Source organism: Phenylobacterium sp. (assembly GCF_041691455.1).
GTDB lineage: Bacteria > Pseudomonadota > Alphaproteobacteria > Caulobacterales > Caulobacteraceae > Phenylobacterium.
Genome location: NZ_JBEPUO010000001.1, coordinates 235,789 through 249,511 on the forward strand (window position 1 = coordinate 235,789; position 13,723 = coordinate 249,511).

Below are 13,723 nucleotides of genomic sequence, written 5' to 3' on the forward strand. Positions count from 1 at the left end.
CTTAAAGAGGAGGGATCACAGCAGCCTCGAAATGTCCGGCCAGCGGTAGGCGACCTCGTAGAGCAAACCGCCGCCGGGCGCGCGCTCCTGGCGGGGCGCCTCGGGCTCGCCGCCCAGGTGCTCGTAGAAGCCGCGGGCGCGGATGTTGTCGCGCAGCACCGAGATCATCAGCGACCGCGACCCCTGGGCCGCCAGCACGCGGGCAGCGTCGGACATCAGCCGGCCCCCCAGGCCCTGGCCCTGCGCCTGGCGCAGCACATAGAGGGTGGCGATCTCCGCCTCGCCGGCGATCCCACGCCGCGACGCCCCGCCCTGCAGATAGCCCACCAGGCCGTAGCGGTCGGCGGCGGCGAGGGTGAGGCTGTCGCCCGGTTCGGTCAGTCCACGGCGGAAGCGGCGCGCGAAGCCCGGTTCGCTCATCCGCGCCAGGAAGGCGTCGGGCAGCAGGCCCCGGTAGGTCTCGCGCCAGGAGGCCACGTGGACGCGGGCCAGCTCCTCGGCGTCCGACGGTCCGGCGGGGAACACCACGAAGCTCAAGGGACGGAAGCTCCACCAGGATAGGACATCCATCCACAGCTTGGGCTTGTTCGCCGCATGTTCAAGAGGCGCTGGGGGCTGACGGGACTCACTGCGACAGATAGCGTCGCGCGGCCCATGAACGCCCAGGCCCCCTCCACCCTGCCCGATCCATCCGCCGGCGCCTCGCCGGTGATGGCGCAATACTTCGAGGCCAAGACCCGCCAGCCCGACGCGCTGGTGTTCTTCCGCATGGGCGATTTCTACGAGCTGTTCTTCGAGGACGCCCAGAAGGCTTCGGCCGCGCTGGGCATCACGCTCACCGCCCGCGGCCAGCACGGCGGGAACCCGATCCCGATGTGCGGGGTGCCGGTGCATGCGGCCGAGGCCTATCTCGCCAAGCTGATCCGCGCCGGCTTCAAGGTCGCCGTCTGCGAGCAGATGGAGAACCCCGCGGAGGCCCGGAAGCGCGGCTCCAAGTCGGTGGTGCATCGCGACGTGGTGCGGGTGGTGACGCCCGGCACCCTGACCGAGGAAGGGCTGCTCGACGCCCGCGGCGCCAACCGCCTGGCGGCCATCGCCGTGCGCGGCGGGCAGGCCGCGGTGGCCAGTGTCGAGCTCTCCACCGGCGAGGTGGAATGCCTGGCGACCAGCGTCGCGGGCCTGTCCTCGGCGTTGGCGGCGCTCGGTCCGTCCGAGATCCTGGTCCCCGACCGCCTGTTCGTCGACGAGGCGATCTCCCAGGCGCTGAAATCCGCCGGCGGCTTCGTCCAGCCCTTGCCCCAGGCGCTGGCCGAGCCCGCGGCGTCGGAGGCCCGGCTGAAGCGGCTCTACGGCGTCGAGACCCTCGACGGCTTCGGCGCGCTCTCGGGCGCCGAGATCTCCGCCCTGGGCCTGATCGCCGCCCACCTGGAGACCACCCAGGCCGGACGGCTCCCGGCCCTTTCCGCCCCGCGCCGGGCCGGCGAGGCCGACGTCATGGCCATCGATCCTGCGACGCGGACCAGCCTGGAGATCGACAAGGCCACGTCGGGATCGCGCGAGGGCTCGCTGTTGGGGGCCATCGACCGGACGGTGACCGCGCCGGGCGCGCGGCTGCTGGCCGCGCGCCTCGCCCGCCCGCTGCTCGACCCCGCCGCCATCGACGCCCGCCTCGATGCCGTGGCGTGGTTCTGCGAGCACCGGCCGCAACGCCAGAAGCTGCGCGAGGCCCTGAAGGGCCTTGGCGACATGGCGCGCGCGCTCTCCCGCCTGGCGCTGGGCCGCGGCGGGCCGCGCGACCTCGGCTGCCTGCGCGACGGCCTGAGCATCGGCGAGGCGGTCACCGGGCTCTTCGCCGCGACGAAGGACCCGCTGGTGCAGCCGCCGGAGGAGGTGGTCGCCGCGCTCCGCGCGCTCACGCCGGCGCTGCATCCGGACCTCGCCCAGTTCCGCGCCCTGCTCACCGAAGGCCTGGGCCAGGACCTGCCGGCGCTGGCCCGCGACGGCGGCTTCGTGGGCGAGGGCGTCCGCCCGGAACTCGACCAGGCCCGGGCGCTGCGCGACGACAGCCGCCGGGTGATCCTGCAACTGGAGGCCCGTCTGGTCGCCGAGAGCGGCGTGGGCCTCAAGATCCGCCACAACGCCGTGCTCGGCTATTTCGTCGAGACCACCGCCAAGGCTGCCGAGCCACTGTTCGCCGCGCCGCTGAACGCCACCTTCATCCACCGCCAGACGCTGGCCAACCAGGTCCGCTTCACCACCGTCGAACTGGCCGAGCTGGACGCCAAGATCGCCCAGGCCGCCGAGCGGGCGCTGGCCATCGAGCTCGACACCTTCGAGGCCTGGCGCGAGGCCGCCACCGCGGTCGCCGCCGACCTGCAGGCCTGCGCAGGCGCCGCCGCGCGCCTGGACGTCGCCTCAGGCGTCGCCGAATGGGCGGAGGATGTGGGCGCGAGCCGTCCGGTGGTCGACCGTTCCACCGCCTTCGAGGCCCAGGCCGCCCGCCACCCGGTGGTCGAGAACGCCGTCCGGCGCGCGGGCGAGGCCTTCACCCCCAACGACTGCCGCCTGGACGGCGCGGGCGCCGGCGGTCCCCGCCTGGCCCTGGTCACCGGTCCGAACATGGCCGGCAAGTCGACCTTCCTGCGCCAGAACGCCTTGCTCGCGGTGCTCGCCCAGGCCGGCTGTTTCGTGCCGGCCAAGCGCCTGCGGCTCGGCGTCGTCGACCGCCTGTTCAGCCGGGTCGGCGCCGGCGACGACCTGGCCCGCGGCCGCTCGACCTTCATGGCCGAGATGGTCGAGACCGCCGCCATCCTCACCCAGGCGACCCCGCGCTCCTTCGTGATCCTCGACGAGATCGGCCGGGGCACCGCGACCTACGACGGCCTCGCCATCGCCTGGGCCTGCGCCGAGGCCCTGCACGAGACCAACCGCTGCCGAGCGCTCTTCGCCACCCACTATCACGAGCTCGCCGTGCTCGAGCAGCGCCTGGCCTATGTCGCCAACCTCTCGCTCAAGGCCAAGGAGTGGAACGGCGACCTGATCTTCCTGCACGAGGCGGGCCCCGGTCCCGCCGACCGCAGCTACGGCGTCCAGGTCGCCAAGCTCGCCGGCGTGCCCGCCCCGGTGGTGTCCCGCGCCCGCGACGTGCTGGAGCGCCTGGAGCGCGAGGCCGGCGCCCCGGCGCACCTCGACGACCTGCCGCTGTTCGCGGCGTCGGCCCCAGGCGTCGCCGAACGCTCCGGCCCTAGCCCCGCCGAAGAGGCGCTGCGCGTCATGGACCCCGACGGGATGAGCCCCCGCGAGGCGATGGACGCGCTCTACCGGCTGAAAGCGCTCCTGGGCGGATAGGGACCATGGACCCGCAGACCCGCGCCGCCCTGCCGTTCGTCCTCTTCCCCTGGCTTTGCCTCTGCGCGATGGCCGCGGCGTCGGCGGCCTGGCGCAGCAGCCACGGCCTGCCGGTCATCACCGGCCGGCCCGCCGATGCGGTCTTCTATCAGGGCTGGGCGTCGGCCCGATCGCGGCGGAACCTCTTCACCCTGGCTTTCCACGCCAACAACTGCATCACCGTCGCCGTCACCCCGGCGATGCTGGTGATCCTGCCCCACTTCCCTTTCAACCTGCTGTTCGTCCCGTCGATCAGCGACCTCGAGCACTATGTCCCCCGCGCCGCCGTGCGGGTCAGCGACGTAGGCTGGTGGATGTTCCGGCGCTGGGTGCGCGTCAAATGGATCGGCGAGGACGGCCGGCAGGGCGTCGTGGACCTGGCGCTTCGCGATCCCGACGCCTTCCTCGCGACCCTGGGCCCGAGCGCGGCCACAGTCTCTCAAAACTAATTTCGCTATTCGCCGAAATAAGGCTTGCGCCGTCCGCATTGTTCGGTATTTTGCTTCTTAGCGAAATACAAAACGACAAGGCGTCCCGTGTCCGAAGTCTACAAAGCCCTGGCCGATCCCACCCGCCGCCGCATCCTGGAGCTGCTGCGCGAGCGTGAGATGAGCGCCGGCGAGATCGCCGACAACTTCCAGCTCGCCAAGCCGACGCTCAGCGGCCACTTCGCCGTGCTGCGCGAAGCCGGCCTGGTGAGCCCCGAGAAGACCGGGACCACCATCATCTACCGCCTGAACGTCTCGGTGCTCGAAGAGGCGCTCATGGCGCTGATGGGCGCCTTCAAGTTCCTCGACAAGCCGCGGACCGCGGCCATCCCCAAGCCACGCAAGGGAGAAAGCTGATGCGTCTTTCCAACGCGACCTGGATCGCGAGCAGCCTGATCGCGGGCTCCGTCGCGGTCGCCGCCTGGGCGTGGTTCATGCTGCCCGCCGGGGCCGGCGTGCCGGTCAACTATCTGGGGCTCGACGGGGTGCGCCACCACGGCGTCTCGCGCCAGGCGCTCTGGCTGATCCCGGTGATCTCCGGCCTGGTGGCGACGTCCATGACCTTTGCGCCGAGGTTCGGCATGCAGCGCGAGGTGGAGCGGGCGGGCGAGGTCTTCGACATCACCCTGATCGCCGTCGCGGGCCTGCTGCTCGTCGTGCAGGTGGCCCTGGTCGGCCGCGCGCTCGACCCCGACTTCAACGTCATGCGTCCCGTCGCCATCGCCACCGGCGTCCTGCTGCTGGCGGTGGGCAACTACCTCGGCAAGGCGCGGCAGAATTGGTTCATCGGCCTCAAGACGCCCTGGACGCTGGCCGATGCCGGAGTGTGGGACAAGACCCACCGTTTCACCGGCCGCGGCCTCTTCCTGGGCGGGCTCACATTGATCGTCCTGGGCTTCGCCTTCCACGAGGCGGTCGTGCTGGGCTTGGCGATCGGCGCCTGCACCGCGCTCCCCATGCTGATGGGCGTCGCCCGTTCGCGCAGCCTCTACCGGCGCCTTCAGCATCGGTGAGCCCGCGCCGCTCGACGCGGCCGGCGTCTGTCGTCAGCGCGGTGGCCGGAAGCCGGCCCCCAACGGAATGGGCGCCCTCTGCGACGGTGGCGCAGGGGGCGGCGGCGTCATCACCGGGCCCGGCGGCGGCGCGGTGGGATGGGCCTGTCGCCAGGGCCAGAAGCCGTCGCCGACCTGGTAGGCCGGATCCTCGACCTCGTTGAAATTCCGGGCATAGTGGACGGCGAAGTCATGCGCCCCCCAGTTCCGGTACTGCTGTACGTGGGTCAGTTCATGCGCCCACAGCGCCGGGTCATCGACGTCGGCCTGGCTGTTGAACACGATGACGGTCACCAGGGTGGTGGCGCGGACGTCGCCGCCGAAGGAATCGCCATAGTGCTGCGTGGCGAAGGCCGCGTTGAGGAAGCCGTTGTCGCCGATCTTGTAGCGGGTGGCGTCCATCACCGGCTCGGGGATGTACCCCCTGAGCATCGCGCGGATGTAGATCGGGACCGGCATCGACCCGTTCATGGCCGTCGAATATGACCCGTTGATCCAGGCCTCCAGAACCGGCGCCACGAACTGGCCCTGGAGCTCGCGCCTGATGTGCTCCCCAGCCTGACCGATCGTTCCTCCGGCGTTCGGGATGCAGCTTCCGAAGCTGTTGGCGGATTGTCCGTCGGGACAGGCCAGGGCGTCGCCCGCCCAGTACAGCGCGAACGCCGATCCCAGCGCGCACGCGCCCCGTCGCAGCTTCAGATCCATCAAGCCCCCCGATATCTGCGGTATCTGACGGCGCCGCTTGCGACGCGTCAACGTCGCGGGCGTCGGCGGCGCCGAGCGCGTAAACTCCGACCTGCGCCTGGCCTCGAACTCGCCTATATCCAGTTCATGCCGCCCCGCCTTCGCCCGACCCGCCTGGAGTACGTCGTCGACGGCGTGCGGCTGCGGACCCAGCTCTCGGCGGCGGCGCTGGAGGCCTCGGGCGACGACGCCGCACAGCGCAAGGCGGCCCTGGAGATCCTGAAGGCGGCGCTCTTCCGCGGCCGGATGATCGCCAAGGAGCGGCTGGAGAACGGGGCCGGCGGTATAGAGACCGCCCGCCTGATCTCCGGCGTCACCGACGAGGTGATCACCGCGCTCTGGGACTTCACCACCGTCCACGTGTTCCGCGCCCGCAATCCCACCGAGGGCGAACGCCTGGCCTTGATGGCGGTCGGCGGGTATGGCCGCGGGACCCTGGCGCCCTTCTCCGACATCGATCTCTTGTTCGTGCGGCCCTACAAGCAGACCGCCCACGCCGAGAGCGTCATCGAATACATGCTCTACGCCCTGTGGGACCTGGGCTTCAAAGTCGGTCACGCTTCGAGGACCATCGAAGAGTGCATCAAGCTCTCCCGCGAGGACTTCACGATCCGCACCTCCATCCTGGAGGCGCGGCGCCTGGCCGGCGACCAGAAGCTCGCCGACGAGCTGATCCGCCGGTTCCAGAACGAGGTGGTCAAGGGCACGGGCGCCGAGTTCGTCGCCGCCAAGCTGCGCGAGCGGGACGAGCGTCATGCCCGCGCCGGCGCCAGCCGCTACATGGTCGAGCCGAACATCAAGGAAGGGAAGGGCGGGCTCCGCGACCTCAACACCCTCTTCTGGATCGCCCAGTACCTTCACCCCGGCCAGTCCATCGAGAAGGTGATGCAGCTGGAGATGTTCGAGCGCCGCGAGGTGCGCGCCTTCATCCAGGCCTTCGACTTCCTGTGGGCGGTGCGCGCGCACCTGCACTTCACCACCGGACGGCCGGAGGAACGGCTGACCTTCGACCTGCAGCCGGAGCTGGCGCGGCGGATGGGCTACGGCGACCGCGCCGATAACCCGGCCGTCGAGCGCTTCATGCGGCGCTATTTCCTGATCGCCAAGGAGGTGGGCGCGCTCACCCGGGTCTTCGCCGCCAAGCTCGAGGCCGAGCGGGTGAAGGTGGCGCCCAAGGGCATCTCGCGCCTGCTGCCGGCGCGAAGGCCGAAGCGCAAGCCGCTGGACGAGCCCGGCTTCCACGAGATCTCCGGCCGCCTGAACATCGACAGCCCGGAGATCTTCGAGCACGACCCGGTCAATCTGCTGCGGATGTTCAAGATCGCCGACGAGCGCAATCTCGACCTGCACCCCGACGCCTTCACCGCGGCCACCCGGTCCCTGCCGCTGATCACCTCGGCGGTCAGGCGCGACCGGCATGCCTCCAAGGTGTTCGTGTCGATCCTCGCCCATGGCCGCGATCCGCAGCGGACCCTGACCCTGATGACCGAGGCCGGGGTGCTCGGCCGCTACCTGCCGGAGTTCGGGCGGATCGTCGCCCAGATGCAGTTCAACATGTACCACTCCTACACGGTGGATGAGCACACGCTCAGGGCCGTGGGCGTGATCGCCGACATCGCCGCGGGCCGCTTCGCCGAGGACCATCCGCTCTCCACCGCCATCATGCCGCTGATCGCCGACCGCGAGGCGCTCTACCTGGCCATGCTGCTGCACGACACCGGCAAGGGCGGGGCGGGCGGCCAGGAGAAGGCGGGCGCGCGGGCGGCGCGATCGGCCTGCGAGCGGCTGGGCCTGGAGCGCTCGAAGATCGAGCTCGTGGCCTGGCTGGTCGAGCACCACCTGGTGATGAGCGACTACGCCCAGAAGCGCGACATCTCCGACCCGCGCACGGTCACCGACTTCGCCCAGATCGTGGAGACCCCGGAACGCCTGCGCCTGCTCCTGGTCCTGACCACCGCCGACATCCGCGCCGTGGGGCCAGGCGTCTGGAACGGCTGGAAGGGCCAGCTGATGCGCGAGCTCTACGGGGCGACCGAGGCGGTGTTCCGCGGCGGCCGCGGCTCCGACAGCGCCGCGGCGCTCCGGCGCTATCACGAGAACCTCGCCTATGACGCCCGCGTGCGGGTGGGCAAGGCCGACCCGGCCTCCGAGGCCTGGGCCGATGCCATGGAGGACGCCTATTTCTCGGCCTTCACCGACGACGAGGTGTTGGCCCACGCCGCGCTCTCGCGCCGCGCCGGCAACGGGGCGGCGGCCGAGGGCCGGGTGCGGGCCGACCGCAACGCCGCCGAGGTGGTGGTCGCCGCCATCGACCGCCAGCGCCTCTTCGTCGACCTGGCCGCCGCGATCACCGGGGCCGGGGCCAATGTGGTGGGGGCCAGGGTCTTCACCTCCCGGGCCGGCCAGGCGCTCGACGTCTTCTATGTGCAGGACGTCACCGGCCAGCCCTATGGCGCCGACAACGCCCGCTCGCTCACCCGGCTGATCGAGAGCCTGGAGGCCGCCGCCCGGGGCGAGCCCGTCCAGCGCGAGGCGCGCCGCTCCGCCGACCTGGGACGCGCGGCGGCCTTTTCGATCACCCCGGCGGTCATGCTGGACAACGAGGCCTCGGAGACTTCGACCGTCGTCGAAGCGTCGGGGCGGGACCGCCCGGGCCTCCTGGCGGCTCTGGCCCGCACCATCGCCGACGCCGGCCTCTCGATCCTCTCAGCGCATATCGACGGCTATGGCGCCCGCGCCGTCGACGCCTTCTATGTGACCGGCCCCGACGGCGGGAAGCTCGCCGATGCGCGGCGGGGCAATGCCTTGAAAGCCGCCCTGCTGGCCGCTCTCACCGACGCTGACCAGGATCAGGGCCGCAACGCCAACCTGCAGCGCGCCCGGGCCAGCGTCGCCCGTTGACATAGAATATTACGAACGTAAACTCCAGGCGATCCGAAACAAGCTTGGCCGCCCCATAGCCGCCACGAATATCGGTTCGGATATCTTCCGGCGACCGGGCTCCCCTAGACAGTTCGGCGCGATCTGGGGGGACCGTGTGAAACATCGAGTAAGCGTGCTGCTGGCCACTGCCGCCTTGAGTGTGGTCGCCGGCCAGGCCTGCGCCCAGGCCTCGGCGCCGGCCGCCCCGGACAAGGCGCCGCCCGCAAAGGCGCCGGCCAAGGTCGCCAAGCCTCCCGCCGGCAAAACCGTCGAAGGGATCACGGTCACCGGCCAGTCGACCCAGGCCTACCGGAGCTCCATCGACCGGCGCAGCTACGGCGTGGCCAACGATCTCGCCACCACCACCGGCTCGATCAGCGACGCGCTCAAGAACATCCCCTCGGTCGAGGTCGACGTGCAGGGCAACGTCAGCCTCCGGGGCGACCAGAACGTCACCATCATGATCGACGGCAAGCCGTCGGGCATTTTCAAAGGCCCGGGCGCGGCGGCCGCGCTGCAGGCCATGCCCGCCGACCAGGTCGAGCGGGTGGAGGTGATCACCAATCCCTCGGCCCAATATTCGCCGGAGGGGACCGCCGGGATCATCAACCTGATCACCAAGCAGAGCCGCAAGCCCGGCCGGTCGGGCTCGGTCCGCCTGAACGTGGGGACGGGCGAGCGCGGCAATTTCGGCGTCAGCGGCGCCTACAACTCCAACAAGCTGACGCTCTCCGGCGACGCCAGCATCCGCTTCGATGCACAGGACGGGACGGCGCGGGACGAGCGCACCTTCCTCGACGGCCAGGGCGGCGAGCTGGGATCGATCCGATCGACGACCAAGCAGGTCGGCGCGGCGGACTTCTGGAATCTGCGCGGCAGCATCGACTACGACCTGACCGCCAAGACCCGCCTGAGCGGCGAGGTGCGGCTCAGCCGCTCCGAAGCCCAGGTCAAGCCGCTGCAGCATTTCGCGGCGTTCGGGCCGACCGGGGCCGCGACGCTCGCCTTCGACTCTCCGCAGCGGTTCACCGACGGCCGCCCGAACCAAGCCATCCAGGGGAGCCTCCGGCACAAGTTCGGCGACGACCACGACCTGGTGGTCAACCTCAGCAGCGATCGCACCGACGACCGGCGGGAGGGCGCGATCACCGAGGTCTTCGGCCTGCCGGTGCAGCCGAACCTGTTCACCAACCTGCATACCGTCATCACCCTGATCCAGACCGAGGGGAAGGCCGACTACACCCGCCCGATGCCGGATGGCGGCAAGCTGAAAGCCGGCTACGACCTGCGCTCCGACGACAACGAATATGACAATATCGGGCTGCGCGGCGTGGCCGAGGCGACGGCCGCGCCCGACCCGACCCAGACCAACCTCTTCCGCTATAGGCAGACCGTCAACGCGGCCTATCTCACCTACGAGCAGCCGTTCGGCGACTGGACGGTGCTGGGAGGCCTCCGGCTCGAAGACGTCAGGCTCGACCTCGACCAGGTCACCTCCGGCATCGTGCGCAACACCAGCCGGCAGGACGCCTATCCGTCCCTGCACCTGGCCTACAAGGTGAGCGACGATACGCAGCTTACCCTGAGCTACTCGAAGCGGGTCCAGCGCCCCAGTCCGCAGGATCTCAATCCCTTCGTGTCCCAACGCGACCAGTTCACCGAGTCAGCTGGCAATCCCGGCCTGAAGCCGCAGATCACCAATTCCTTTGAGGCCGCCGGGCAGTACCGGGCCAATGGCGCCTTCTATCTCGCCACGCTCTACTATCGGCAGAACGAGAACGGGGTGACCGACGTCATCACGCCGCTGGCGAACGGCGTCCTGCTCACCACCAAGGAAAATCTCTCGCAGAGCCGCGCCGCGGGGCTGGAGCTGGTCGCCAACGGCAAGCTGACCAAGACCCTGAGCTACAACGTCTCCACCAACCTCTATTGGAACGAAATCGACGGCTCCGGCATCCCGCTGGGCCCAGGCCTGGGCTTCGGCGAGACGCGCTCGACCTTCGCGGTGGGCGGGCGCGGGTCCCTGACCTGGCAGCCGACGCCCAAGGACATGTGGCAGTTCAACGCCCAGCTCAACGCCAAGCGCCTGACGCCCCAGGGCTATACCGAGCCGCAGTTCATCAGCTTCCTGGGCTATCGCCATAAGTTCAACGACAGCCTGTCGGCGGTGGTCACCGCGCAGGACCTGTTCGCTTCCCTGCGTTTCCGCCAGATCATCGACACCCCGACGCTCCGCGATCGCGCGCAATTCCAGCCGGCGATCCGCAGCGTCTTCGTGGGCCTCGCCTGGACCTTTGGGGCGGCGCAGAAGCGGCCGCAGACCTTCGACTTCGGCGGCGGCGCGCCTGGGCCGTAACACCGGTCTTGGGCCCCGCGCTCGACACGCCCGGCGACCGGCGCCAAGGTCGCCTCAAAATAACATGCGAGGGGGACACGCGTGGCCGACGCCGCTATTCGACCAGGACGCCTATTCTTCGGCAGCTGCACCGCCGTCACGGCGCTGGCCTTCACCTTCGCGGCCATGTCCGCGGTCATGTACCAGCTCAAGACCGCGTTCCTGCTCGACAACGCCCAGGTGGGGCTGATCGGCGGCGCCGGCCTCTGGGGCATGGCGATCAGCCAGATCTCGTTCTCCTCGCTCTGCGATGTCGTGGGGATGCGCAACCTGCTGCGGCTGGCGCTCCTGGGACACGTCGTCGGCGTCCTGCTCTTCGTCTTCGCCACGGGCTTCACGAGCCTCTTCGCCGGGGCCCTGGTGATCGCGGTCGCCAACGGGATGATCGAGGCGGTCTGCAACCCGCTCACCGCCACCCTCTTCCCCGACCGCAAGGCCGGCATGCTGAACCGCATGCACATGTGGTTCCCGGGCGGCATCGTGCTCGGCGGCCTCGCCTGCTGGGGCCTCGATCTGGTCCACGCCGACTGGCGGGCCAAGATGCTGATCGTGCTGATTCCGGCGCTGGCCTACGGCGTGATCTTCCTGCGCGAGAAGTTTCCGCCGACCGAGGCCGCCGCCGCCGGCCACAAGCTCTCCGACGCCTTCAAGGCGGTCGCCACCTCACCGCTCCTGTGGATGTTCCTCGGCCTGATGGCGATCACCATGAGCCTTGAGCTCGGCCCCAACCGCTGGATCCCCGCGGTGCTGCAGGCCGGCGGACTCCCTGGCATTCTGGTGCTGGTGATGATCAACGGCGTCATGGCGGTCACCCGCGCCAACGCCCACGCGATCCTCGCCCGCGTCTCGCCGCCGGTGGTGCTGATGACCTCGACGCTGGTCGTTGGGCTGGGCCTGCTGGGCCTGAGCTTCTCGGTGACGCCTGTGCAGACGGTGATCACGGCCCTGGTCTTCGCGATCGGCATCGCCATCGTCTGGCCGACCATGATGGGCTTCGTAGCCGAACGCGCGCCGAGGACCGGCGCCCTGGGCCTCGGCCTGATGGCCGCGGCCGGTTCGCTGGCGGTCGGCATCGTCACCACCCCGCTGCTCGGCCAGATCGCCGACAACCACCTGCCCGACGCGCTCGCCAAGACCTCGGTGGTGTCGGTCGCCAACGAGACCTTGGCGGTGGTCGCGCCGAAGTCCCCGCAGCTGATCGCCGCCGCCCAGGCGGTCGCCGCCGCGCCCGGCGCCCTGCCGCCCGCCGCCACCGGCGACTTCCTGCGCCGCGCCGCCGCCGGCGAGGCCGGCCCCACCGTGGCCGCCCGCGCCCAGCCCCTGTTGGACGCCGGCGAGAACCACTCGGGCCTGCTGTCCTTCCGCTACCTGGTGCCCTTCGCCTTCGGGGTTTGCCTGATCTTCGGCCTGGTGGTGCTGAGCGACCGCAGAGCGGGCGGCTATGCGGCCCGCGTCGCCCGGGCCCGGCTGACGGGCGCCGCTGAGTGAAAACCGTGTCACCGTTGCGTATCGGCTTCGTGGGCTCGGGCTTCATCGCCAAGTTCCACGCCAAGAGCTTCCAGAGCGTCCGCCACGCCCAGATCACCGGCGTCTACAGCCCCACGGGCACGCACCGCGACGCCCTGGTCCAGGCGGTCAACGACGCCGAACTCGGCCCCTGCCGCGCGCACACTGACCTGGAGAGCCTGCTGGCCGCCGACGACGTCGACGCCATCTGGCTGCTCGCGCCCAACGACCGGCGGCTGGAGGTGATGCAGGCGATCCACGCGGCGGTGAAATCCGGCCGCTCCAAGGTGCGCGCCATCGCCTGCGAGAAGCCGCTCGGCCGCACGCTCGCCGAGGCCCGCGAGGTGCTGCGGCTGGCCGAAGACGCCGGCCTCGCCCACGGCTACCTGGAGAACCAGGTGTTCGCGAGCGCGGTCGAGCGCGGCAAGGAGATCATCTGGCGCCGCGCCGTGCCCGCCTCCGGCCGCCCCTACCTGGCCCGCGCCGCCGAAGAGCATTCCGGTCCCCACGAGCCCTGGTTCTGGCAAGGCGCGCGCCAGGGCGGCGGGGTGATGAGCGACATGATGTGTCACTCGGTGGAGGTCGGTCGCTTCCTGCTCACCAAGCCCGACGCGGCCCGCTCAAGCCTGACGGTCAAGTCCGTGCAGGGCTCCGTCGGCTATCTGAAATGGACCCAGGCCAAATATGCCAAGTCGCTCGCCAAGGATTTCCAGGGCGTGGCGATGCAGGCCCACCCGGTGGAGGACTTCGCCCGGGCGACCATCACCCTGGAGGATGAGACCGGCCAGGAACTGATCGTCGAGGCCTCCACGTCCTGGTCCTATGTGGGCCCGGGCCTCAGGATCGACCTCGCCTTGCTGGGCCCCGAATACGCCATGGAGTTCTCCTCGCTCAACCCCAGCCTGAAGGTCTTCCTCTCCCGCGCCATCACCGGCGGCCAGGGCGAGGACCTGGTGGAAAAGCAGAACGCCGAACAGGGCCAGATGCCGATCGTCGAGGACGAGGCCGGGACCTACGGCTACATCGGCGAGAACCGCCACATGGTCGACTGCTTCCGCCATGGCCGCACGCCCATCGAGACCTTCGAGGACGGCGTCGAGGTCACCAAGATTGTCATGGCGCTCTATAAGTCGGCGGAGACCGGGCAGGTCGTCCGCCTGCCCGACGAGACCCTGGAAACCTACGTGCCCGTCCCTGCCCGCGATGGGCCGGCCGGGGTTGGAGGATAG

The 13,723-nt window shown here is 70.3% G+C and carries 10 protein-coding genes; 8 read left to right on the forward strand and 2 right to left on the reverse strand.

From position 1 onward, the window contains the following. Window positions 1-15: 15 nt before the first annotated feature. A complete protein-coding gene (locus ACESMY_RS01290; protein WP_372781380.1) occupies window positions 16-570 on the reverse strand; it encodes an N-acetyltransferase family protein in 555 nt (184 codons plus the stop codon). Window positions 571-654: 84 nt separating this feature from the next. On the opposite strand from ACESMY_RS01290, the gene mutS reads away from it, so the two are divergent. From mutS to ACESMY_RS01310, 4 genes are all read left to right on the forward strand, one after another. Continuing rightward, a complete protein-coding gene (gene mutS, locus ACESMY_RS01295) occupies window positions 655-3,348 on the forward strand; it encodes a DNA mismatch repair protein MutS (RefSeq protein ID WP_372781382.1) in 2,694 nt (897 codons plus the stop codon). A gap of 5 nt (window positions 3,349-3,353) precedes the next feature. Continuing rightward, on the forward strand, window positions 3,354-3,836 hold the full coding sequence (locus tag ACESMY_RS01300) for a hypothetical protein (protein WP_372781384.1): 483 nt from the start codon (window positions 3,354-3,356) through the stop codon (window positions 3,834-3,836). 87 nt (window positions 3,837-3,923) lie between these two features. Then, on the forward strand, window positions 3,924-4,232 hold the full coding sequence (locus ACESMY_RS01305) for an autorepressor SdpR family transcription factor (protein WP_372781386.1): 309 nt from the start codon (window positions 3,924-3,926) through the stop codon (window positions 4,230-4,232). Beyond that, window positions 4,232-4,888 carry an SdpI family protein gene (locus ACESMY_RS01310; protein WP_372781388.1) on the forward strand — a complete coding sequence of 219 codons (657 nt, stop codon included), beginning with the start codon at window positions 4,232-4,234 and terminating at the stop codon, window positions 4,886-4,888. Before ACESMY_RS01305 ends, ACESMY_RS01310 begins: the two co-directional genes overlap by 1 nt. Window positions 4,889-4,921: 33 nt before the next feature. On the opposite strand, the gene ACESMY_RS01315 is transcribed toward ACESMY_RS01310, so the two are convergent. Continuing rightward, entirely contained in the window at window positions 4,922-5,632 is a 711-nt protein-coding gene (locus ACESMY_RS01315; RefSeq protein WP_372781390.1) for a DUF4157 domain-containing protein, read from the reverse strand. A gap of 126 nt (window positions 5,633-5,758) precedes the next feature. Here ACESMY_RS01315 and ACESMY_RS01320 point away from each other — a divergent pair, with 126 nt between their 5' ends. From ACESMY_RS01320 to ACESMY_RS01335, 4 genes are all read left to right on the forward strand, one after another. Continuing rightward, the gene (locus ACESMY_RS01320) at window positions 5,759-8,572 is read left to right on the forward strand and encodes a [protein-PII] uridylyltransferase (RefSeq protein WP_372781391.1); all 2,814 of its coding nucleotides are present in this window, start codon (window positions 5,759-5,761) and stop codon (window positions 8,570-8,572) included. A 154-nt stretch (window positions 8,573-8,726) separates the two neighbouring features. After that, entirely contained in the window at window positions 8,727-10,949 is a 2,223-nt protein-coding gene (locus ACESMY_RS01325) for a TonB-dependent receptor domain-containing protein (RefSeq protein WP_372781393.1), read from the forward strand. A gap of 81 nt (window positions 10,950-11,030) precedes the next feature. Further along, the gene (locus ACESMY_RS01330; protein ID WP_372781395.1) at window positions 11,031-12,476 is read left to right on the forward strand and encodes a sugar MFS transporter; all 1,446 of its coding nucleotides are present in this window, start codon (window positions 11,031-11,033) and stop codon (window positions 12,474-12,476) included. Beyond that, complete coding sequence (locus ACESMY_RS01335) at window positions 12,473-13,723, forward strand: Gfo/Idh/MocA family protein (protein ID WP_372781397.1); 1,251 nt, start codon at window positions 12,473-12,475, stop codon at window positions 13,721-13,723. The genes ACESMY_RS01330 and ACESMY_RS01335 overlap by 4 nt, the downstream gene beginning before the upstream one ends.

Coding starts and splice junctions, on each gene's coding strand:
- ACESMY_RS01290 (WP_372781380.1), bottom strand. CDS start 570: ATGGATGTCCTATCCTGGTGGAGCTTCCGTCCCTTGAGCTTCGTGGTG.
- ACESMY_RS01310 (WP_372781388.1), top strand. CDS start 4,232: ATGCGTCTTTCCAACGCGACCTGGATCGCGAGCAGCCTGATCGCGGGC.
- ACESMY_RS01315 (WP_372781390.1), bottom strand. CDS start 5,632: ATGGATCTGAAGCTGCGACGGGGCGCGTGCGCGCTGGGATCGGCGTTC.
- ACESMY_RS01300 (WP_372781384.1), top strand. CDS start 3,354: ATGGACCCGCAGACCCGCGCCGCCCTGCCGTTCGTCCTCTTCCCCTGG.
- ACESMY_RS01320 (WP_372781391.1), top strand. CDS start 5,759: ATGCCGCCCCGCCTTCGCCCGACCCGCCTGGAGTACGTCGTCGACGGC.
- mutS (WP_372781382.1), top strand. CDS start 655: ATGAACGCCCAGGCCCCCTCCACCCTGCCCGATCCATCCGCCGGCGCC.